The following is a 21,881-nucleotide window of genomic DNA, read 5'->3' as shown; positions in this document are numbered from 1 at the left end:
ATCGGCTTTCTGCTCGCTGTCTTTGGTTTGGGCTGCCAGCTGTTCTTGCAGCTTCGCCATCGCCTGCTGGGTCTTTTGCTCGTTCTCTTTGCTGCGCGCTGCCAGCTGATCTTGCAGCTGTGTTACTTGCAGAGCCTTCTGCTCACGCTCTTTGGTTTGGGCGGCCAATTGTTCTTGCAGCTTCGCCAACGCCTGCTGGTTTTGCTGTAACTGTGCTGCCAACTGCACTTTTTCATCGTTAACTTTGGCTTGCGCCGTCAACTGCTCCTGCAACTTGGCACTCGCCTGTTGCAGTTGCTTCACCTGCTCGGCTTTCTGCTCGCTGTCTTTGGTTTGGGTTGCCAGCTGTTCTTGCAGCTTCGCCATCGCCTGCTGGGTCTTTTGCGCCGATTCTTTGTTGCGCGTCGTCAGCTGTTCTTGCAGCTGTTTGACCAGTTGGGCTTTGTATTCACTGTCTTTGGTCTGGGTGGCTAACTGTTCTTCCAGCTTCGCCAACGTCTGCTGATTTTGCTGCAGTTGCTTGGCCTGCTCGGCTTTTTCATCGTTCGTTTTAGCATACGCAGTCAGTTGCTGTTGCAACTTGGCACCTGTCTGTTGCAGCTGCTTCACCTGCTCGGCTTTCTGCTCGCTGTCTTTGGTCTGGGCTGCCAGTTGTTCCTGCAGCTTCGCCATTGCCCGCTGGGACTTCTGTTCATTCTCTTTGCTACGCGCTGACAGCTGATCCTGCAGCTGAGTAATGGCCTGCTGATTTTGCTGTAGCGTTTGTTGCAGTTGCTTGATCTGTTGCGTTTTTTGTTCGTTATCTTTGGTTTGCGCCGCCAGTTGTTGCTGCAATTGCGAACTGGCACGCTGATCCTGCTGTTGCAGCTTCATTTGCTGCATCTGCCGCTCGCTTTCCTTGGCCTGTGCGGCAAGCTGCTGCTGCAGCCGCGCATTTTCCCGCTGGCTTTGCTCGATAGCCTGTTGCAGACGCGCTAACTCTGCGGAAGAACCCGCTGACCGAGATTGTGCATTACGCAACTGCTCAAGAGCCACTTCCTGGCTGGTGACTTTGGCCTTCAGCTGATTGATGGTTGCCTGCAGCGTCTTCATCTCACGAATACGCTCACCGGCCCTCTCATCCGCCGACTTTGCCAGTGCGTTAGGCTTGCTACCGGCAGGTTTACTACTCTTGGGTTTTGCAGGTTCTGCGGTATCTAGTTGTGAAGGCGTCAAAAACAGTAATGCCGGAGCCTCATCCACCTGGCGTGTGATCGCTTCAAGTGAATTCAACGCATGAGCATCGGGACTAACTGCCTCCTCAGCCCTTACTACTCCTAGCGGTAACGCCAACGTCAACAAGGCACCGCAATATATCCTGCGTTTCATTTCACGCTTTCCCCTCTCTGGATCAGGCCTTGCAGGACGTCACGTTCGATCTCGGCACATAACTGATTGGTCTTATATTTGTACAAAGCATCAAGGGTTTCTTTGGTTGTCGAATTAACTTCGCCACGTACCGCGCTATAAACCGAGGCATTGTTCACCAGGCGGTTAAAGTTGGCCTGCTTGGTCGCGTAAGCCTTCGGATTTACCTGCTTGAGTGACGCCAACTCGCTTTGGCAAAGACCAATCTTGCTGGTTTTGGTTTCTGCGGCTGCCGGTTGTGGTGGCGGGGATACGCTGATCTGCTGGGGGGGAGCTTGTACTGTGGTCGCTTGCGAGTCTTCGTGCGAACGAGTCTGTGCGGTTTTCTGGCATCCTGCCAGCAACAAACCACTGCACAGTATTACGCCTAAGCAGAGGTTATTTTGGGTGCTTATCATCAAAAATTCCTTTCAAAAAAATTCCGTTACCGATAGGTCAACTTAGACAAAATCGGTTATATCCTGGATAAATAATATGTGCATTTTTCAGCAATGATATAGAGGAGGCACTTCAGTAGCAAACATTCACTAAAACTATACTATGGCCGCTCATTGCCCCTACATCTTGCAACGTTCGCCATGGTCTATTGACTTAACGAATACTTGACCTAGTTTCATCGGTGACCAACATAGCGCAACAATGCGCCTGTAACCTGCCAGCGATTTAACGAGCCCACGACATTTATGAAGTGCAAAATAATACTGGTATTTTTTATATCCAGCAACTCTACAAGCGAGCCTGAACGCCGAGTTGCGGGGTAAAAACGGCATTTACCACTCGAAAGGATAAGGATACGCCCCCGCATACAAGAGCATTCACCCTGTTTTTTTCGTTAAAAAAACGCAAAGAGATAAAATAAAATTCATTTAAAACAATAACATGAATGAATAATTAGTGATATCCTCCGTTGTCAGCGGGGCTACCATTTTTCCGAATAGAAATGACAATCATCCATGATTAAAAATAGATGTTTATATTATTAAAAACGCATTTTTTGGAGATTCCCTCCATATTCGCCAGGATGATCTTCTATAGCTACTGCGTAGTTTCGGGTATTTATCCAATATCATCTAATTATTGCGTTAAAAATACAGGGCTTAGTGATAATGTTTAAACTGACTCCCTTCCGATTATTAGGAATCGACTGTGTTAATTGCAAGAAATATCCTAATATAACGTACTTTTTCTCGCCCCCTAATTAGGATTGTTCTCAGGCTCACCCTTTGCAATATCAGCACCCCGCCAAAAACTGTATTTACTCGCAAAGCTCCTCAGCCTGCAATGATAGCGGCCTGCTCGTCAGTGATAAAGTTTAACCTGCTGGAAAACAAGCCAACTTGCTCACAACCTCGACAAACAGAACATTTGTGTACTTTGTTGCTTTACAAGGCCCATCTGGGTCGCTATTATTCGCCCCGTTCACACAATTCCTCTGTAGTTCAGTCGGTAGAACGGCGGACTGTTAATCCGTATGTCACTGGTTCGAGTCCAGTCAGAGGAGCCATATTTAGAAAAGCCCGCTTAGGCAACTAAGCGGGCTTTTTGCTGTTCAACGCCTGGTGACTCAATCGTCATAAGGCTCGCCCAATCCCTGTTCACGTAACGCTACCAGTTGAGCAACATTGGCCTGCGGTGGCGTGGCAGATATCGCTGCGGCAAAGTCAATCTGCGTGCGCCAATCTTCTCCTTGCCCCTCGCTCAAGCTCCCTCCTGGCGCGGTAAACCGCCCGCGGTATAGAAAATGGCTCTATCCGCAAGGGTTCGCTGTTCCAACACTGCATGATCGCGAGCCAGCAAGCGTATGTCGATAAATTTACTGTTCTGGCTGGTGCCACCCTGCTGCAACAGGCCATCACGATTGGTGGGATAAAACTGGCTTTTAATCACATCGGGATCGGCACGGCCCACTTCCACTACCGAAGCCGGAGTCTTTTGCGGATCGAGGTTATCCGCCACCCAACTACCTGCATCGCCTGTCAGGATAATTAGCCGTGCGCCCACCTTGCCCCACTGTTGCGAGACCAGTTATAGCACCGCCTTGTTTTGTGGCTGTGGCTGTGGCTAATACCACTGCCAGTCCACTGGTTAACGTCTTGAAAGGAAAATTAAACATGGGTGCCGTGTCTTCTTTATGTCGGTTTGTTATGGGTTAGATAACAAACCAAAACGGCACAGAGTTGAACGAACTAATTTAGCTAACTAATGATGAAAAAAGCAGTAACGCGCCGAGCGGTGGCTGGGCACGCCTGCACGCCGCATCAATCCACCTGATACTGCACAATCAACTGCCCTTTCTTCATCTTGACGGCGGTAATTTGCACCTTGCCTAACTCCGCCAGCGAGCGCACATGGGTGCCGCCGCAGCCATAAGCAGGCAGCTCGCCAAATCCAACCTGACGGACGCCTTGCTGTTCCTGCTGCCTGCGCGGCAAGTCGGCAGCGATCAAGTCCGTCAGCCGTTGTTGCAAGTATTCCTGTTCCAACGCCGTTGTCTGTGCACCCGGAGCAAAGGTAATTCGCCCTTCCCCCGGCCAGTGATGCGCTTTCACCGGCTGCCAGCCTTGGCTTTCCCCCAACCAGCCAATCAGGTGCCCGGCAGAATGCCAGCGGGTATGCAGGTGGCGTTGTTCCGCGTCAATCTCCAGCGTGACCGGGCCACAAGGCAAAGGTTCGGCCAGATAATGGAGCAGTTGATCGCCCTGCGCGGCAACACGCAATACCGCTACGCCGCCGATCGTACCGCTATCGCTTGGCTGCCCGCCGCCCTGTGGGTGAAACAGCGTAGCATCCAACTGCACCGCATAGCTGCCACCCTCTTGCGCCGTGCAGGCCAATACCTGAGCCTGGAGCTGCAAATCATCGTGATAATAATAAAGTCGTTCGGTCATGGGGCCTTCTCCTGGTTAACGCCGTTATTATATTCGTGCCATAATCGGCTGATAATCCGTCTTCAATACAATGGACCTTTGCGCCGTGAGCACAAATCTTTCCACCGCATTGCTGGTTGAAATGGCCGTTTTTGTTCAAGTGGTGGAAAGCGGCAGCTTCTCCGCCGCCGCCCGCCAGTTAGGAAGTTCCCCTTCTGCCACCAGCCGCAGCGTTGCCAGGCTGGAACAGGCGCTGAACGTACGGCTGTTGCACCGCACCACCCGCAAACTGCGCCTAAGTGAGCAAGGCGAGGCCGTGTTTCAGCGCTGCCGCAGCATGCTGGATGCCGCCAACGCCGTGATGACCATCAGCGGCCAGGGCAGCTCCGAGCCGGAAGGCACGATCAGCGTCAGCGTGCCTAAAGCCGTCGGGCACTTTGTCCTGCACCCTCATATGCCAGAGTTCTTGCGGCGCTACCCGCAGGTGGATGTTCATCTGCGGCTGGAAGACCGTTATATGGATTTGATCGACGATCGGGTCGATCTGGCGCTACGTATCACCGACCGCCCGTCACCGGGCCTGATCGGCCGCCCGTTGATGACCATCGAACATTTATTATGCGCCACCCCGCATTATCTGGCCCAACAGGGCACGCCGCGTCACCCACGAGACCTGACGGAGCATAGCTGCATTTATCTGGGGGAGACACCCAGCGACTCGCGCTGGCGTTTTCGCCGCAACGGCAAGACGGTTTCGGTGAATGTCCGGGGGCGCTATGCCGCCAACCACACCGGGGTTCGGTTGGACGCAGTGAAACAGCATATCGGTATCGGCAGCCTGCCCTACTTTACCGCCCACCAGGCGCTGGCCAGCGGTGAGATTGTGCAGGTGTTGCCAGAGTGGGATTTCCTCAGCAGCTATCATGGCGATCTGTGGCTGCTGTATGCCCCAACTCAGCATCTGCCCCCCAAGCTGAGGGTGTTTATCGATTATCTGGTGGCCAGTTTAGGCCAGGAACCCGCGTTAAAGCGCCTTGCGCAGGGTAATATTGATGCGGTGTGACCCCACCAGCGAATGATAGCCCTCTTTTACCGGCATGATACCGTGGAAGCATAACCGTGACGGGCCGCCCCAGACCACTACATCACCGTGAGCCAGCGGGATGCGCTGTGTTCTGTCGCTGCGTTGCAGGCCACCAAACTGAAAAACAGCCGGTAGCCCCAGCGATACCGAAACGATCGGCGCCGTAAAATCATGCTCGTCTTTATCTTGATGCAGCGAAAGCTTGCTGCCCGGATCGTAGCGGTTAATCAGGCAGGAGTCCGGCACGTAATGACCGAACCCAGCCTGCAAGGCCGCTTCATCGGCCAAAGCCAGCAAAATTGCCGGGATTTCTGGCCAACGTTTGCCGGTTCCGGGATCGCGTTGCGAATAGCGGTAGCCATTACTGTCGCTATTCCAACCGTTGCCGCACCAGCTCATGGCCACCGACATGGTGAAACCGCCCGGCGTAGTCATATGCCGCCAGGGCACCTGCGCCACCACGCCGTTAACCGCCGCCAGTAGTTCAGGCCCGTGATCGCGAACAAAACCATGCAGTACCACCGCCCCCGGTGCGATTTCCTCACGCCAGGGCGGCGGTAGCGCATCTTCAAACAGATCGATTGTCATCGCCTTTACCTGGATAAATACACAGGTATAATTCTAACCGCTTGGCCGTTGTTGTCCAGCCCGGCGTAATTCATTGTTGTTAGCACTAAATAACCTTAGAGTAGCCGCTGGATCTTAATCTATACCCTATGGATTTCAAGCTTCAGCAAGCGCAGTCAACAACGCTGTAGTTTGAAAAACGACGGGTAAATAATCAGGAACGCTGGTGATCAAGGGCATCATACTTTCCGTCGTCGCTTCCCTGCTGTTCGGCGTGATGTATTACTACACCTCAATGCTTACCCCACTCAACGGCGAGGAAATCTATGGCTGGCGCACGCTGCTGACGCTGCCGTTTCTGACGCTGTTTATGCTGTTTTCCGGCGACTGGGCGCGGGTGAAAGAGATGCTGCACTGGCTACAGCAGCGCCCGCAACGCGTGCTGTTGCTGCTGCTGACTACTTCAATACTGGGCGTCCAACTGTGGCTATTCCTGTGGGCTCCGCTGCACGGCATGGCGCTGGATGTGTCACTCGGTTATTTCCTGCTGCCGTTGACCATGGTGTTGGCAGGGCGAGTGTTTTTCCGCGATCGCCTGTCTGTGCTGCAAAAGATGGCGGCCCTATGTGCATTGGTTGGCGTGGGTAATGAGCTGATTCAGGTCGGCGGGGTTTCCTGGTCAACGCTGGTGGTCGCGCTCGGTTATCCTGTTTACTTTATTCTGCGCCGCCGCTTGGGCACCGATCATCTGGGTGGGCTGTGGTGCGAGCTGACGCTGATGCTGCCGGTCGCCGCGCTGTTTGCGCTTGGTAGCTCAGAACCACTGGCGGCGCTGACGGCCAAACCGCTGCTGTATTTGCAGATCCCGCTGTTGGGCATAATCAGCGCACTGGCGCTGGTGTGCTATATCCTGGCCAGCCGCCTGCTCCCCTTCAGCCTGTTTGGTCTGCTGAGCTATGTGGAGCCAGTGTTGCTGGTGATCGTCGCACTGCTCTTGGGTGAAACCATTAACGCCAACCAATGGCTGACCTATATCCCGATCTGGCTGGCGGTCATGTTGCTGATGCTGGAAGGTACGCGCCATCTTCTGCGACGCAGTAGGATTTAATACTATGATTTAAAAACAAATAAACGTCGTGACAGCGTCACCTTGCAGCCAAAAACGCCCACCAAAGCGGCGGCCTGAATGACAAAGCGGCGTCAGCGTCTTTTGCAACTCCAGTTCGAAGGTCTGCGCCTGCATATCCAGCTTGGTCACCCGCGCATCCATAAAATCAAAGTAGCAGCGCACCTGGGGGTAAAGCGCCTTAAACAAGCTTTCTTTGGCAGAGAACACCAGCGTCAACAGCAGATTAAAGGGTTGTGGCCGTTGGCGTAACCACAGGCATTCGTTCTCGCCCACAATACCGCTCCACAATTCTTCTGCTCGCGCTGGCGGGATCTGCGTTTCCACATCAATGCCCACGCCACCTGCCCCACTCTCATTTTGAGCGGCACACAGCGCTGTATCGCTATTGTGACTGATCGCCCCGGCAATCCCGGCGGGCCAGAGCGGTTCACGTTTTTCCCCGCGCAGTAAGGTGAAATCCTGATGCCCCAACTCTGCCAGCACCCAACGCGCCAGATAGCGCCCGGCCAAATATTCCGCCTTACGCTTGGCGACGGCGGGTGCGACATGCGCAGGGAAATCGATACCGGCGATAGCAAACAGATCGTCGTGATAATCCGCGACAGAGAAGTGACATTGCGCGATCAGGCCAGTAAAGCCGTCAACCGGCAATAATTCAGCGTTGAGAATAAAAGAAGAGAGCACGTTTCATCCGTGATAAGGGGTCCGTTGAGACAGTATATACCGCGTGGCAGGCCGGGGCGAAGCAGTTCGCCCCGGCAGCACGGTTATTGCAAGACGTCCTTCATGGTTTTTTCAAAATCGCTCCATGCGCAGAAGCCGTCTTTATCCACCGGACAGCCTTGCAACGCAAGGGTGACACGCTGCGGTGGGTTGTTCAACGTCAGTGGTTCGGCATTACGCAACTGTTCGGTCGATTGGTAGACATACTCGATCTTCAACAGGTCGCGATCACCCTTACCATCATGCCAACGTTGGAACACCAACTTGCCGCCAATTGGGGTTTTCTCATACTGCTTCGGCAACTCATACGGCTTGAACTTCATCGCTGACAGTAAGGAGGCAATGTTAGAATCATGCCCCACCAGCACGGTCAGCTTCGCTGAATCCGCCTTGCGCTCGCTAATCAGCGCCGAGTTGATGTAGGTCAGCAGCGGTTTGGCGACGTTCTGGGCGACAACCGAGGAGGTAAACAGCGAATCCTGATAGCCATCTTTCAGCTTGGCAAGTTGCTGCCACTGATGTGGCGTCACGATCTTGCCCCAAGCTACATCTTTCATCGGGAAGCCTTCGTAGTATTGCAGCATAAAGGCATCCACCAGCGAGTTACCCACTTTCAGCGGGCCAGAAACGCCAGGCTCTTTCCCCGGCACCGCGCTCATTTTGCTTGGTTCGGCGGCCAGATTGCACTGCTTGTCGGTCTTGCAGGCGGCAGAGTCTTTGTAGTCAATGATCTGCTCTAGTTGTTTGTAGGAAGCGTCCAGCTTCAATGATGCCAACTCGGCATTCATGGCGCTCAGCGCCTGCTGGTTAAAGGCTTCACTGTTGTCGGTGATAATCGGGTTGAAGGTAGGATCCATCTCCCCCATTTTCTCCTGATGATGCACGCTGACGTCGCAGCCTGGGAACGCGCCGTTGGTAAAGAACTGCGCGGTGGCTACCGTGCGTTGCAAGCTGTTGGCATACACGTAAACGCTGTCACCGGCCGGGCAACCTTCCTGCGGCAAAATGCCAGTCTGCTTGAGCCACGCGTTGAAATAGTGGCCCATATACACTTCCAGCACGCCGCCTTTGGTGGTCAACAATCCGCCTGGCGTATCCCACTGCGGCCAGGCTTTTGGCGTGGATTGGGCCAACACGCTGCCGTTGTTCGCCAGCGGTGCGCGCAGGTTGTGGCGGCTCATCACCAGCACCTGTTCCAGTTGATAACCGTCGTTCTCAGCAAAGGCAGTGCCGCTGAACAGCAAAGGCAGGCAAAGTAATAACGCTTTTTTTCTCATCCGCAGAGGTTCCCTAAATATGATTATTTTGAATAGGTTAACGTTGGATTTGTATAATGACGGCGTTCGACATGAAAGTGTGTGACGGGCGTCACGCGGGAAGGGATTGCAACAGCGGCCATCCGTGGATGGCCGCCGATTAACTCAATACCACAGGCTAAGAATTGGCCAACCGATCAGCAGCAACGCCGCGATATACACCGCGCCAAGGATGCCGCCAAGGCGCCAGTAGTCTTTCGACTTCACGTAACCGCAGCCGTAGATGATCACCCCTGGGCCAGTCGCATACGGGGTCAATACGCCCATAATACCGATAGACAACACCAGCAGGATGGAAAGGTGCTCCATCGGCACGCCCGGCAAACCTTTACCGACTGCCAGGATCATCGGCAGCATGGTCGCGGTGTGGGCCGACAAGCTGGCAAACAGGTAGTGTGCGTAGTAGAACACCAGCACCAGCAAAACGACCGTCATCTTTGGTGAGAAACCGTCCAGATGGGTGCTCATGGTGGTGGCAAACCAGTCGATAAAGCCGGAGCGGCTAAGGCCGCTGGCCATCACCACCAACGTTGCCAGGTTAACCAGAGTATTCCAGGCGCTGGAGTATTTAGTGATATCTTTCCAGCTCACCACGTGTAGGGCCAGCATCAGCGATACCGCTAGCAAACACACCGTCGTCGCATTCAGCAGTTTACCGCCGAACACCCACAGGCACAGGCTCAGTAACACCAGGCCGATCAGGGTATATTCTTTGCGGGTCAGTTTACCCATTTCCACCAGTGCCGTATTGGCCCAGCCAGCCACTTCATTGCTGTGGGTAACACCTGGCTTATACAGGTAGTAGGAAATCAACGGCGCAACAATCAGCAACAGCAGCCCAACCGGCAGGAAGGCCAGGAACCATTGCATCCAGCTGATATTGATCCCGGCAATCTTGTTGACGAACTCGATACCCAACACGTTAGGTGCCGCGCCGGTCACAAACATTGAGGAACTAATGCTCGTCCCCACCACCATCATCCACATCAGGTACCCACCAATGCGGCGTGAGGAAGGATCGTTCGGGAAGGAATCAAACAGCGGCGGCAGGTTTTTCACCACCGGGAACACGGTGCCCCCGGTACGCGCAGTATTAGACGGGGTAAACGGCGCTAGCATGATATCAATGATCACCACCGCATAGCCCAGCGTCAGGGTACGTTTACCCATGAACTTCACCAGGAACAGCGCGATGCGTCGCCCTAACCCGGTGGCTTCATAGCCCAGCGCAAAGATAAAGGCCCCAAACACCAACCAAACGGTGGTACTGGAGAACCCGGCCAGCCCCCATTTGAGCGCCTCTTTACCGGCATTAAAGCTTGGGTTGGCCAACTCCTCGGCGCCAAACAGCACCCAGTTGGAACTGAGCACGCTGACCGTCACGGCAATAAAGCTGATCGCCGTGGCCGGGATCGGCTCCAGGATCATACCGACGATCATCGCCACAAAGATGGCAAAGTAACGCCAGGCTTGCGGTGGCATACCCTCCGGCGTGGGTATTATTAACAGGATGGCAAGCACCACCAACGGGGCGATCGCTTTCCAAATTTTCTCTTTGGTTTCGGACATGGACACTTCTCCTGAAGGCTTCGTTATTTTTTAAGCCCCCGTCTGCGGCAACTGCGCCAACAGCCAGGTGACTATCAATAAATCGGCACTGCCGCCGGGGCTGAGATTGCTAGCGATGCACGCAACATCGAACTGCCGCAAACGGGCAATTCCTTGTGCCGAACCAGCCCCTCCCTGTGCCAATAACTGGCTGGCATAGTGTTGTAACCAGCGCAGCCCTTTGATGCCGCCCCGCGAGGCGACGTTGGTATCGTCGTTATGCGCCATCAGCCACAGCAGGCTGTCCAGCAGCGCGACCTGCTCGCCACAACTACTGGCGATCCTTTGGCGATACAGCGGCAACGAGCCGCCAATCACCTGTTGAAAACCGGATTCGGCCTCACCACGGGCACCGCTCAGGCCAAACTCGGCAAACAGCCGTTGCCCTGCGGTCTGGCCCGCGTTGTTGCGTTGCAGCTCCCGGCTCACCAACCCACGGCACATCTGGGCCACTTCGCCACACAGGCTTTGGGCGTCAATCTGCCGTTGTTGTTGCTGTAAGCGGCCAAAGGCGCAGCACAACAGCCCCAGCGAAAACACGCTGCCTTTATGGGTGTTGATGCCGCCGGTAGCCCGGAACATCTGTTCTTCACAGGCCATGCCCAATGGACGCAGGCGTGCAAGCTGCTGCTCGGCAGGCAAACCTGCATCGGCCATACCCTCGCGGATAAAATAGGGCAGCCACCGGCCAATCGCCCGCGAGCTGCGGTAGAAATGGCCAATATCCATGTCGCGATGCGCGCCGTTGTTATGGCGATCGACCAATCCCGGTTTCGGCGTCAGGTTGACCTCCACCAACAGCGCCCGATAGGCGTCGCGGGCAAAGCGCTGGCTGTGCGAAAGATCTGTAACCGTCGGCTGCCAATCAGGCTGGGAGTGCATCATTGAGCATCCTTTCCATTGCATTGAGCAGTTGTTCGGTGCTGTGGCTCTGCTGGCGGGCGCAAATCTTGGCTGGCTGATTGCACAGCAGACAGCTGCGTTCAGGCAGGCCGAGTTCCTGCCGCGACAGGATCTGCCCTTGCGGGGTCAGCACATCGATATCCCACAGGCGGCCTATCGGCGGCTGGATTTCCAGCTGGATGGCAGCCTCTTTCACCGCACGGGCATCGGCTTGCAGTGCCAGATACCCCTCGCAGCCGGTGGGTAGCGCCAGGGTCTTCTGCTGCAAACAAAGCCAACCTTGCTGGCGATACATCTGCTGCAGAGCCTGCCTGCCCAGGTTGAACACGCGCCGCGTCATGGGGCTGTCTTTCACCGCCCCCGGCACCACCAGGGTGAGCACCACCAGCGTGGCGGTGGGATGGCGCGCCAGCCACGCCTGTTGCCGTGCCTGCCGGCATTCACGGCTGGAAAGCAGTTCAGGCAAACTTACGGCACGGCTGGCGGCCAATTCAGGGAGGATGTAAGCCATGGCGTTACTCCGCGACCTGATGCACAACGTCAATCACCGAACCGTCGCGATAGCGCACCACGGCTACCACGTTGTCGGTAAAGGCGATTGGTTTCGGTTCACCGGTCAGTACCAGCGCACGCTCACGCAGCCATTCGATGGTGACCACCTGCAGCCCGGCATCGCGTAACCGCTGCGCCAACTCTGGGCGAGCTGGGTTAACGGCAATACCGTGGTCGGTCACCAGAATGTCGATGCTGGATCCTGGCGTCACGCAGGTAGTCACCTGCTCAACCAGCGTAGGTATGCGGCCACGCACCAACGGCGCGACAATAATCGCCAACCGCGCCGCCGCTGCGGTATCACAGTGGCCACCAGAGGCGCCACGGATCACCCCGTCGGAGCCGGTCAGTACGTTGACGTTAAAGCCGGTGTCAATTTCCAGCGCACTCAGCACGACCACGTCCAGGCGGTCAACCGACGCGCCCTTGGAGCTGAAATTGGCGTACTGATTGGCGCTGATCTCGATATGGTTTGGGTTGCGAGACAATGACATGGCAGCCGCACGATCAAAGCTCTGCACGTCCAGCAGTTTGCCTATCAGGCCTTTTTCATGCAGATCAACCATGGTGGAAGTGATGCCGCCCAACGCAAAACCGGCGCGAACACCACGGGCACGCATCTTGTCTTCCAGGAAGCGGGTGACGGCCAGCGAAGCGCCGCCGGTGCCGGTCTGGAGGGAGAAACCTTCGGTAAAGTAGCCGGAATCGACGATCACCTCAGCAGCACGGCGGGCAATCAGCAGCTCACGCGGGTTGGAGGTCATGCGCGTAGCATCGGCCCCGATCTTATCCGCATCCCCTACTCGTTCCAGCTGCACGATCAGATCGACCTGATCCTGTGCCAGGCTGGCGGGATGATGCGGGTAAGGCACGATAGCCTCCGTTAATAGCACCACGCTACGGGCCGCTGCGGCATCCACCTTGGCATAGCCGAGCGAACCGCAACAGGCATCACCGGTGTAGCCATTGGCATTGCCGAACTCATCGCAGGTCGGCACTCCGAGGAAGGCTACGTCGATCTGCAACTCACCCGACTCAACCAGATTGACCCGGCCACCGTGGGAGTGCACCTGCACCGGTTCTTTCAGCAAGCCGCGCGAAATGGCATCCGCCAACGGCCCACGCAGGCCGGAGGTGTAAATACGGCTTACCACCCCGTTGCGGATATGGCCGACCAGCGGCGCATGGCAATCGGTCAATGAACTGGAGGCCAGCGTCAGGTTGCGGAATCCCATCTTCGCCAGCACATCCATCACCTGGTTGAGGGCCAGATCGCCGCCACGGAATGCGTGGTGGAAAGAGATGGTCATACCGTCCTGCAGACCGCTGCGGCGGATCGCCACTTCCAGCGAGTCACAGCGTTTGATATCGCGCGGTTTACGCGCCTGCAGGTTGGCCTTGGAGGCTTCCTGATAAAGCCGCATCTCGGCGTGATTGTTCAAGGTCATCAGGCGTTGTTGGCGTTTCATCATGCTTCCTCGCTGTGGTTCGGTTCTTCACGCACGCCGGAAAGCGCTGCGCGTTGCAGTACCAGACGGGCCCGCTCAATCACCGGGCTATCCACCATCTTGCCGTTCAGCGAAACTACGCCGCGCCCCTCTTTTTCTGCCGCTTCTGCCGCATCAACCACTCGCTGGGCATGAGCCACTTCTTTGGCGGTTGGCGCATACAGGTTGTGCAACAGTTCGATCTGACGCGGGTTAATCAGGGATTTACCGTCGAAACCCAGTTGTTTGATCAGCGCCGCTTCCTGGAGGAAACCCGCTTCGTTGTTAGCATCGGAATAGACGGTATCGAACGCCTGGATCCCGGCAGCGCGGGCGGCCTGCAACAGTGAGCAACGGGCAAACAGCAGTTCGATACCTTCCGGCGAGCGTTCAGTACGCAGGTTACGCACATAGTCTTCGGCACCCAGCGCAATCCCGATCAACCTTGGGGAAGCCTGCGCAATCGCCACCGCGTTGGTGATGCCCTGTGCGGACTCGATCGCCGCCAGCAGGCCAGTGCTGCCGACCGGGCGGCCACAGGCACGTTCGATGGCGGCGATTTCACGCTCCATGTCCACCACATCCTGCGCGCTGTCGGTTTTTGGCAGGCGGACGATATCCGCTCCGCCACGCACCACCGCTTGCAGATCCGCCAGGCCATAGGCCGAATCCAAGGCGTTAACGCGCACAATGGTTTCTACTTCCTGATACAGCGGGTGTTGCAGCGCGTGATACACCAGGCGACGTGCCGCGTCTTTCTCACGCAGGATCACCGAGTCTTCCAGATCGAACATCAACGCATCGGCCTGATAGATAAAGGCGTTGCTGACCATGGCGGCATTCGCCCCCGGTACGAATAGCATGCTGCGGCGCATGCGGTGTTTATTCAGCGTTTTCACGGCGTTCCTCCCAAGGCAGCGTGGCGGTTTCGCTGGCACGCATCAGCGCGGTTTCCAGCCGTGCACGCAGCACACAGTCCAGTGCGCCTTTATCGTCGACAATCACCTGCACCGGCGGCACGTCGTACTGCTGCAAAACCTGCAACAAGGTTTGGCGGATGGCATCGCCGAACTGTTTTTCCACGCTGCTGGCAATCAGCAGATCGTGTTCCGGGCCTTCTGCTGGCGCGATACGAACCATGACATCGCTGGATTCCAGCGTGCCGGCCATTGCTTCTCGGATTATTTTCATTGTTCACCTGATTGTGCGGACTCAAATTCTTGCGGTACTGGCTTGGCCCGGCGCTGTGCCTGCAGATCCTGCAGGTAATAAAGCGTGTCTTTCGGCACCAAAGGCGCGGCGGCGTGGAAGTCTCCCGCGGCCAGCAGCTTGCGCACCCAGGAGGCAGAGATCGCCGTGCCCTGGTACTGCAAGCGCTCTATTTCCACCAGATCGATCACAGGGCTAGGCAGCGCCGGAGTTTCCAGCCAGAAACGCATGTCGCGGTTGTATTTCGCCGTTACGGCGCAAAACGGTTCATTACCGACAAATCGATGCGTGATGCCCAACGCGGGTGCCAGATACTGGCGGAAAATTTTCAGATCGATTTCGGTGTAACAGTCATCGGCAACCCCCTGCTCTTTAATGAAGTAACAAGGGAAAGTGGCGCGGGAGATCACGTATTGTGACCCCTCATGCACCGTCAGATTGGTGATCCCCTCGGTGCCTTTCAGTACCAGATTGCGGCGATCTTCATATGGGAAGCGCGAGGTGTTTTCTTTCACCAGGAACAGATGCAGCCAGTCACAGCGGGCGGCAGCTTCCCGCACCAGATATTGGTGGCCACGGGTAAAAGGGTTGGCATTCATCACGATGCTGCCAATGGTGTCGCCCGGTTGGCGTTGGCTAGCCAGTTGTGCTGCGTAACGCTTCAGGCGGCACGGGCTGTTTTCCATTAGCACCACGATGCCCGGCACGCTGGCAATCGGGTAGAAGCCGCACTGGCGAAACAGCGTCTCATTCTGCACTTTGGTATAGATAAACAGCTGGGTGTGATGGCGCTCATAGGCCAGATTCACCAGTTCGGTCGCCAATGATAACGCCAAGCCTTCACCACGCATTTTCGGGCTGATGGCCACGCATTTGATAATATTTTCGGCGATACCTCCGCAGGCAACCAATTGTTCGCCCTGGGTCACGGTGATAAAAACCTCGACCGTGGTATCAATATTCAGATCGTTACTACGTAAAAAAGCATTAATTGCCGCTATATTTTTGTGATCCGATCTTTTTACCCGATTAAATACGGCATCGCCCAACATGTCAGTCTCTCTAAAATAACTTATCAATAACATTTGAAATACAAAATCCCATTAGAGTTAACATCAAGGCATAATAAAAACCTTAAAAACCATCAAGTTGAAATGATCTATAACGCGAACGGGGTATTTAATGGCGCCATGTTAAACACAAATAACGCCCTGATTATTGACCTATTTCACAATCTACCCGCAGTAAATAAGTTGTTTAATGGTTTTTATTTACTTAATTATTTTTATAGTTTTTATTAGCGACATAGTGTTTAATTAAATAACCAACTCGATGACATTTAATTAGCAGCGTAATTAAGCAACGGGGAATTAACATGGAGTGGCTAAATATTCTGATTGTTGAGGATGAAACACCGTTAGCAGAAATGCATGCGGAATTCATCAAGCAGAATGGCGGGTGCCGGCAGATTTGGCTGGCGGGCACCCTGGCGCAGGCACGTACAATGACCGAACGTTTCAAACCCGACCTGATCCTGCTGGATAATTTCCTGCCGGACGGCCAGGGCATAGAACTGCTGCGCGAGCTGACGCTACAAGGCTACGGCGGTGGCATTGTGTTTATCACCGCAGCCAGCGATATGGACACCGTGGCCGAAGCGCTGCGCTATGGCGTGTTCGATTACCTGATCAAACCCCTGGCCTATGACCGCCTGGCGCAAACCCTGCAACGCTTTAGCCAACGGCGCGAAGCGCTGAAAGACAAGGCACGGGTCAACCAACGCCGTATCGATGAGATGTTCAACACTTACGCCCGCGGCGGCGATCAGGCCGCGTTACCCACCGGTATTGATGAGCTGACGCTGATGAAGATCCGCGCCCTGTTCGAAGATCCGCAGGTGCGTCATACGGCAGAAAGCGTGGCACAGCAAATCGGGCTGAGCCGCACCACCGCCCGGCGTTATCTGGAGTTTTTCAGCGCCAACGATCAATTGGTTGCGGAGATTATTTACGGCAAGGTGGGCAGACCCCAGCGGATCTATCGTTCTGCAAATAATGACTAGCGGCAATTGCCCCTGCCGCTGACCATCTTTAATGCCAATCTGTTAACTCCCTTCCATTTTGCAGCGCAACAGTTGCCAGCCAGAGTTTTCCTGCGCATCATGCGGAAAATCTCACACTTTGTTACAAGGCATATGATTAACGTTGCGCTGATAGATGACCACGTGGTGGTTCGTTCCGGATTTGCCCAGTTATTGTCGTTGGAAGAAGATATCCGTATCGTCGGCCAGTTCGACTCGGCGGCGCAGGCATGGCCACATCTGCTGCGCGATCCGATCGACGTGGCGGTGTTGGATATCGCCATGCCGAACGAGAGCGGCCTCAGCCTGCTCCAGCGTTTACGCCAACAGCGCCCGACGTTTCGCGCCATCATTCTCAGCATTTATGACACCAATGCCTTCGTGCAAAGCGCTATTGATGCCGGGGCTGGCGGTTATCTCACCAAACGCTGCGGCCCCCATGAATTGGTGCAGGCCGTGCGCGCCGTCAGCGGCGGCGGGCTTTACCTGTGCGCGGATGCCTTACGCGCACTGCGCCATACTCCGCAGCCACCGAAAGAATTGCAGGTGCTCACCCCGCGCGAGAAAGAGATCTTCGATCTGCTGGTCAACGGCCTGAGTGTCAAAACCATCGCCCAGCAATTGACCCTAAGCCATAAGACCGTGCAAGTACACCGCGCCAATATCCTCGGTAAACTGCACTGTGCCACCACCGTTGAACTGGTGCATTTCGCGCTGCAACATCAACTGCTTGCAGGGAGTTAGCCGGTGCCACCAATGGTGCGCCGCCTGGCGCTTTCGTTGTTTCTGGCACTGTTTTTTGCCCTCAGTTGGCTGGCCCTGTGGACCATCAGCCTGCACCTGAGCCATGACGGTCAACAGGCCGTAATGCTGTTTCCCCAAGGGTTGCGGCTAGCGCTGCTGATCCTGCTACCCCGGCGTTACTGGCCCACGCTGTTGATGGCGGAAGCCGCTACGCTGCTATGGTTGCATGACCAGAAATTACTGAGCGAACGCTCGGTGCTGTTGCTACCGTTGTTAAGCCTGCTACCGGCCTGGGGCACTCAGCGGCTCTGGTATCGTTATCACCTGTATTGGCAACGGCTGTCGCTATTGCTGGCGGCCATCACTGCCAATGCGCTGCTGTGCGGGTTACTGGCGGGGATTTGGCTGCCAATCACCGCCAGCCAGACGCTGCTGACCAGCTTTACTGGCGGCGTGCTGCTGGTGCCTTTTGTCTATCTGATTTATACCTACCTGCGCCAGCAACTGGTGACATCGATGCCCGTTCCGCGCCCTTCGACACCGCAGCTACGCACCTCGCTATTGCTGTGGTGTTCGCTATTTCTCACCATGGGGATCTGCGTACAGTTGGCGATTGCCCCGGAGATGGAGCGGCTACTGCTGATCTTTATCTTTCTGCCCAACGTATTTATGGCGTATCGCTTTGGCTGGCAAGGGGGCGTGCTGGCAGCGCTGTTTGGTAGCGTGATGATCACCCTCACCCGCCAGGCCGGTGGCGCGTTTCAGGATCTGCAAGAATTGGAGCTATTCCTTTCTACCCAGGCGCTGTTGGGGATTGGGCTTGGGATTGCCATCAGCCGTCAGCAGCAATTGGCGCAAAAGCTACAGCGCTATCGCCAACAGTTGGAGCAAGAGTTGGCGGCCAAACGTCATCTGATGGAGCGGTTGGTGGGTACTGAGGAAGAGGTGCGCAAGGCCATAGCTCGCGAATTGCATGACGAGATCGGCCAGAATATTACCGCTATTCAAATCCAGGCAATGCTGGTGAACCGCAGCGCCACCGCTCCGGCCACCCGCCTGGCCGCAGAGCAAATCGATTCATTGTCACAGCGCATCCACCACACCACCCGCACCCTGCTACGGCAACTGCGCCCACCGGTGTTGGAAGAGATGGCACTGGACAAGGCCCTACATCACCTGGCCGACGAGTTTTCCTTTGCCGAACAGGGGATCAGCTTCCAGCTAGATTACCGCCTACCAGCCACGCCAGATGATGAAACCCTGGTATTTACCCTCTACCGCGTGGCACAGGAGCTGCTCAATAACATCAGCAAACACGCCTGCGCCAGCCATGTGCATTTAAGCCTGACGCAAACCCACCAGACGATCACCCTGGAAGTCCGTGACGACGGCCAGGGCATGCCGTTGCAACCCACCAGCGGCTTTGGCCTGCGCGGTATTGAAGAGCGGGTGCGCGCATTGGGGGGGGATTGGCGGCTTCACCGGCGTAATGGCACGCGCATAATTGTTAACCTGCCCACAAAACTGAACAAAAACCCCGTCTGACTAGGACTTAGTCTTAGGTGTCTAAAACCTTGTCTCATCCATTCTGGTTTTCACCACCCTACACTGCTCTCACTGTCTGGAGGAGCCCATGGCAACGGCCACGTTAACCGCAGAGCAAATCAGTGCTCGCTACCGCTACTGGCGACCACGCCTGATGTTTTCGATGATCGTCGGCTACGGCGCATTTTATCTGACGCGCAAAAGCGTCAGCTATGCGATGCCGGTGATGCAGCTCGAACTGGGGTTGGACAAAGGGGATATCGGCCTGCTGGGCACGCTGTTTTACCTGGCCTACGGCAGCTCGAAGTTTGTCTCCGGCATCGTCAGCGATCGCAGCCAGGCCCGCTGGTTTATGGGCGTCGGGCTGTTTATCACCGGTGTGCTGAACATCGTGTTCGCCTTTTGCCATTCGCTAACGGCGTTGCTGGTGGTCTGGACGTTAAACGGTTTCTTTCAGGGCTGGGGCTGGCCGCCCTGCGCCAAGATGCTCACCAGTTGGTATTCGCGCAACGAGCGTGGCTTCTGGTGGGGTACCTGGAATACTTCGATCAGCCTGGGCGGTGCGGCCGTTCCGTTGCTGTCTGGATATATGGCTTCACACTACGGTTGGCAGGCTGCACTGTTGCTGCCAGGAGCTATCGGGATGCTGATCGGGCTGTGGCTATGCCGGCAGCTGTGCGGCAAACCGCAACAGCAAGGATTACCGAGCGTGGGCCAATGGCGGCGCGATCCGCTGGAGCTGTGGCAAGAGCAGCAAAGCCCCACGATGCCAATGCGGCAGATGCTGTATGACACTATTTTACGCAATCCGACTATCTGGCTGCTGGGCGTATCCTACATCCTGGTGTACCTGATACGGATTGCGCTGAACGATTGGGGCAATATCTGGCTGGCGGAGAGCCACGGCGTCAACCTGATGAAGGCCAACGCCACGTTGTCACTGTTTGAACTGGGTGGACTGTTTGGCGCGTTGTTTGCCGGTTGGGGATCGGATCTGCTGTTTCGCGGCCTGCGAGCACCGATGATCCTGCTGTTTTCCATCGGGCTGTTTGTGACGACCACCGCCCTGTGGCTAGCCCCGCTGCACCATTACGGGCTGCTTTCTGCCTGCTTTTTCGGCCTCGGCTTTTTTGTGTTTGGGCCGCAGATGCTGATCGGGCTGGCCGCTACGGAGCACTGCCATAAAGATGCGGCTGGTACCGTGACCGGGTTTCTTGGCCTGTTCGCCTACCTGGGGGCCGCGCTGGCCGGTTGGCCACTGGCGCAGGTGTTACAGCATTACGGCTGGTATGGGTTCTTTGCCCTGCTGGCGCTGGCGGCGACCTGCGTCGGTCTGCTATTGATGCCGTTGCTGATGGCTGGGCAGATAAGGCAACAGTAAGGCTTGGATGAAATTGACGCGGGTGCAACGGGCGCAGCATGCGGCGCCCCTACGATGCCTATCCCACAGAGTGAGAGGACTGTACCTGCCACAAACTAGCTTTTGTACCTGACCACAACACCGGACTGGCTCCCTCTCCTTGGGGGTTGGGTCGTTTCCTTATCACCAGAAAAGAAATTGGTTTGCTTTACCCTACAAAGACAACAACAAAAAAGGATGACTCTATGAAATTGACACCTCTCAACACCCTGCTGGCCACCACGCTGGCGCTGACTGCCCTGGCCGGAACCGTGCAGGCCAAAGGCCGTCTGGTGATCTATTGCAGCGCCACCAACGCCATGTGCGAGGAAGAAGCCAAAGTCTTCGGGGAGAAATACGACGTCAAGACCAGCTTTATCCGCAACGGCTCTGGCAGCACCTTGGCCAAGGTAGACGCGGAGAAGAAAAACCCACAGGCTGACGTCTGGTACGGCGGCACGCTGGATCCTCAATCACAGGCCGGCGAAATGGACCTGTTGGAGCCTTACGCCTCGCCGAACCTGGAGCAAATCATGCCGCAGTTCCGCGATCCGGCCAAACGTAAAGGCAACTACTCCTCTGCGGTGTATATCGGCATTCTCGGTTTTGGCGTCAACACCGATCGTCTTAAAGAGAAAAACCTGCCTGAACCCAAGTGCTGGAAGGATTTGACCAACCCGATCTACAAAGGGGAGATCCAAATTGCCGACCCACAAAGCTCCGGCACGGCCTACACCGCACTGGCCACCTTTGCGCAGCTGTGGGGCGAAGAGGCCGCCTTTGATTACCTGAAACAGCTGAACGGCAATATCTCACAGTACACCAAGTCCGGCATTGCCCCAGCCCGCAACGCCGCGCGCGGTGAAACCACGATCGGCATTGGCTTCCTACACGACTATTCGCTGGAAAAAGAGAAAGGCGCACCTCTGAGGCTGATTTCCCCGTGCGAAGGTTCTGGCTATGAAATCGGCGGCATCAGCATCCTCAAGAACGCCCGTAATATGGAAAACGCCAAGCTGTTCGTGGATTGGGCACTGTCAAAAGAGGCTCAGGAGCTTTCCTGGAAGAAGGGTCAGTCTTACCAGATCCTGACCAACACCACGGCTGAGACTTCCCCTAACTCGCTGAAATTGGATCAGTTGAAGCTGATCGATTACGACATGGATACCTACGGTGCTTCCGACATGCGTAAAAAGCTGATCACCAAGTGGGTTAACGACGTGAAGATGGGCCACTGATCCCATCATCAATCCCAATACCC

At 55.7% G+C, this 21,881-nt stretch carries 21 protein-coding genes, 1 tRNA gene and 1 pseudogene; 8 read left to right on the top strand and 15 right to left on the bottom strand.

Going from position 1 to position 21,881, the window contains the following annotated elements:
- The coding region (locus KAJ71_RS03645) for a coiled-coil domain-containing protein (RefSeq protein WP_248944416.1) at positions 1–1,368 on the bottom strand (1,368 nt) is incomplete at its 3' end.
- On the bottom strand, positions 1,365–1,805 hold the full coding sequence (locus KAJ71_RS03640) for a YuaE family lipoprotein (RefSeq protein WP_248944415.1): 441 nt from the start codon (positions 1,803–1,805) through the stop codon (positions 1,365–1,367). The genes KAJ71_RS03645 and KAJ71_RS03640, both read right to left, overlap by 4 nt.
- A gap of 1,030 nt (positions 1,806–2,835) precedes the next feature.
- Between KAJ71_RS03640 and KAJ71_RS03635 the strand changes: the two genes are divergently transcribed.
- A tRNA-Asn gene (locus tag KAJ71_RS03635) sits at positions 2,836–2,911 on the top strand.
- A 60-nt stretch (positions 2,912–2,971) separates the two neighbouring features.
- Here the strand turns inward: KAJ71_RS03635 and KAJ71_RS23580 are convergent.
- From KAJ71_RS23580 to KAJ71_RS03620, 3 genes and pseudogenes are all read right to left on the bottom strand, one after another.
- Positions 2,972–3,109 carry a hypothetical protein gene (locus tag KAJ71_RS23580; RefSeq protein WP_375540718.1) on the bottom strand — a complete coding sequence of 46 codons (138 nt, stop codon included), beginning with the start codon at positions 3,107–3,109 and terminating at the stop codon, positions 2,972–2,974.
- Between the two features lie 86 nt (positions 3,110–3,195).
- Positions 3,196–3,462 (bottom strand): annotated as a pseudogene (locus tag KAJ71_RS03625) (TIGR04028 family ABC transporter substrate-binding protein); the annotation flags it as partial.
- Between the two features lie 203 nt (positions 3,463–3,665).
- Entirely contained in the window at positions 3,666–4,295 is a 630-nt protein-coding gene (locus tag KAJ71_RS03620; protein ID WP_248944414.1) for an alanyl-tRNA editing protein, read from the bottom strand.
- A gap of 85 nt (positions 4,296–4,380) precedes the next feature.
- Here KAJ71_RS03620 and KAJ71_RS03615 point away from each other — a divergent pair, with 85 nt between their 5' ends.
- Positions 4,381–5,337 carry a LysR family transcriptional regulator gene (locus tag KAJ71_RS03615; protein ID WP_248944413.1) on the top strand — a complete coding sequence of 319 codons (957 nt, stop codon included), beginning with the start codon at positions 4,381–4,383 and terminating at the stop codon, positions 5,335–5,337.
- Here KAJ71_RS03615 and alkB read toward each other — a convergent pair.
- Positions 5,299–5,946 carry a DNA oxidative demethylase AlkB gene (alkB, locus tag KAJ71_RS03610; RefSeq protein ID WP_248944412.1) on the bottom strand — a complete coding sequence of 216 codons (648 nt, stop codon included), beginning with the start codon at positions 5,944–5,946 and terminating at the stop codon, positions 5,299–5,301. The two genes, KAJ71_RS03615 and alkB, sit on opposite strands and share 39 nt — an antisense overlap.
- A 205-nt stretch (positions 5,947–6,151) precedes the next feature.
- Between alkB and rarD the strand changes: the two genes are divergently transcribed.
- A complete protein-coding gene (gene rarD / locus KAJ71_RS03605) occupies positions 6,152–7,033 on the top strand; it encodes an EamA family transporter RarD (RefSeq protein ID WP_248944411.1) in 882 nt (293 codons plus the stop codon).
- Between the two features lie 9 nt (positions 7,034–7,042).
- Here the strand turns inward: rarD and KAJ71_RS03600 are convergent, their stop codons facing one another.
- The 9 genes from KAJ71_RS03600 to citC form a co-directional block, all read right to left on the bottom strand.
- Positions 7,043–7,738: a 4'-phosphopantetheinyl transferase family protein gene (locus KAJ71_RS03600; protein WP_248944410.1), complete on the bottom strand. Its 696-nt coding sequence runs from the start codon at positions 7,736–7,738 to the stop codon at positions 7,043–7,045.
- Positions 7,739–7,821: 83 nt separating this feature from the next.
- The gene (agp, locus tag KAJ71_RS03595) at positions 7,822–9,054 is read right to left on the bottom strand and encodes a bifunctional glucose-1-phosphatase/inositol phosphatase (protein ID WP_248944409.1); all 1,233 of its coding nucleotides are present in this window, start codon (positions 9,052–9,054) and stop codon (positions 7,822–7,824) included.
- 144 nt (positions 9,055–9,198) lie between these two features.
- Positions 9,199–10,662, bottom strand: a complete 1,464-nt coding sequence (locus tag KAJ71_RS03590; RefSeq protein ID WP_248944408.1) for an anion permease — start codon at positions 10,660–10,662, stop codon at positions 9,199–9,201.
- Positions 10,663–10,692: 30 nt separating this feature from the next.
- Positions 10,693–11,586, bottom strand: a complete 894-nt coding sequence (citG, locus tag KAJ71_RS03585; protein ID WP_375540717.1) for a triphosphoribosyl-dephospho-CoA synthase CitG — start codon at positions 11,584–11,586, stop codon at positions 10,693–10,695.
- Positions 11,567–12,115, bottom strand: coding sequence for a citrate lyase holo-[acyl-carrier protein] synthase (gene citX / locus KAJ71_RS03580; protein WP_248944407.1), 549 nt, complete (start codon positions 12,113–12,115; stop codon positions 11,567–11,569). The genes citG and citX overlap by 20 nt, the downstream gene beginning before the upstream one ends.
- A 4-nt stretch (positions 12,116–12,119) precedes the next feature.
- Positions 12,120–13,625, bottom strand: coding sequence for a citrate lyase subunit alpha (gene citF, locus KAJ71_RS03575; protein WP_248944538.1), 1,506 nt, complete (start codon positions 13,623–13,625; stop codon positions 12,120–12,122).
- Positions 13,625–14,518, bottom strand: a complete 894-nt coding sequence (gene citE / locus KAJ71_RS03570) for a citrate (pro-3S)-lyase subunit beta (RefSeq protein WP_283106646.1) — start codon at positions 14,516–14,518, stop codon at positions 13,625–13,627. Before citE ends, citF begins: the two co-directional genes overlap by 1 nt.
- Before the next feature lie 7 nt (positions 14,519–14,525).
- A complete protein-coding gene (gene citD, locus KAJ71_RS03565; RefSeq protein WP_248944405.1) occupies positions 14,526–14,834 on the bottom strand; it encodes a citrate lyase acyl carrier protein in 309 nt (102 codons plus the stop codon).
- On the bottom strand, positions 14,831–15,904 hold the full coding sequence (citC, locus tag KAJ71_RS03560) for a [citrate (pro-3S)-lyase] ligase (protein WP_248944404.1): 1,074 nt from the start codon (positions 15,902–15,904) through the stop codon (positions 14,831–14,833). Before citC ends, citD begins: the two co-directional genes overlap by 4 nt.
- 323 nt (positions 15,905–16,227) lie before the next feature.
- Between citC and dpiA the strand changes: the two genes are divergently transcribed.
- The 5 genes from dpiA to KAJ71_RS03535 all read left to right on the top strand — a co-directional run bounded on the left by dpiA (position 16,228) and on the right by KAJ71_RS03535 (position 21,858).
- Positions 16,228–16,914 carry a two-component response regulator DpiA gene (dpiA, locus tag KAJ71_RS03555; RefSeq protein ID WP_248944403.1) on the top strand — a complete coding sequence of 229 codons (687 nt, stop codon included), beginning with the start codon at positions 16,228–16,230 and terminating at the stop codon, positions 16,912–16,914.
- Positions 16,915–17,046: 132 nt separating this feature from the next.
- Positions 17,047–17,676 (top strand): response regulator transcription factor, encoded by a 630-nt coding sequence (locus KAJ71_RS03550; protein WP_248944402.1) that lies wholly within the window; start codon positions 17,047–17,049, stop codon positions 17,674–17,676.
- Positions 17,677–17,688: 12 nt separating this feature from the next.
- Positions 17,689–19,221, top strand: coding sequence for an MASE1 domain-containing sensor histidine kinase (locus tag KAJ71_RS03545; protein ID WP_248944537.1), 1,533 nt, complete (start codon positions 17,689–17,691; stop codon positions 19,219–19,221).
- Positions 19,222–19,309: 88 nt separating this feature from the next.
- Entirely contained in the window at positions 19,310–20,602 is a 1,293-nt protein-coding gene (gene uhpC, locus KAJ71_RS03540; protein WP_248944401.1) for an MFS transporter family glucose-6-phosphate receptor UhpC, read from the top strand.
- Between the two features lie 224 nt (positions 20,603–20,826).
- Positions 20,827–21,858: an ABC transporter substrate-binding protein gene (locus KAJ71_RS03535; RefSeq protein ID WP_248944400.1), complete on the top strand. Its 1,032-nt coding sequence runs from the start codon at positions 20,827–20,829 to the stop codon at positions 21,856–21,858.
- Positions 21,859–21,881: the final 23 nt, after the last annotated feature.

It is taken from the genome of Serratia silvae (assembly GCF_023282985.1).
Classification (GTDB): domain Bacteria; phylum Pseudomonadota; class Gammaproteobacteria; order Enterobacterales; family Enterobacteriaceae; genus Chania; species Chania silvae.
The sequence above is the reverse complement of the archived record's forward strand: the minus strand, read 5'-3'. Positions and strand labels throughout refer to the sequence as shown.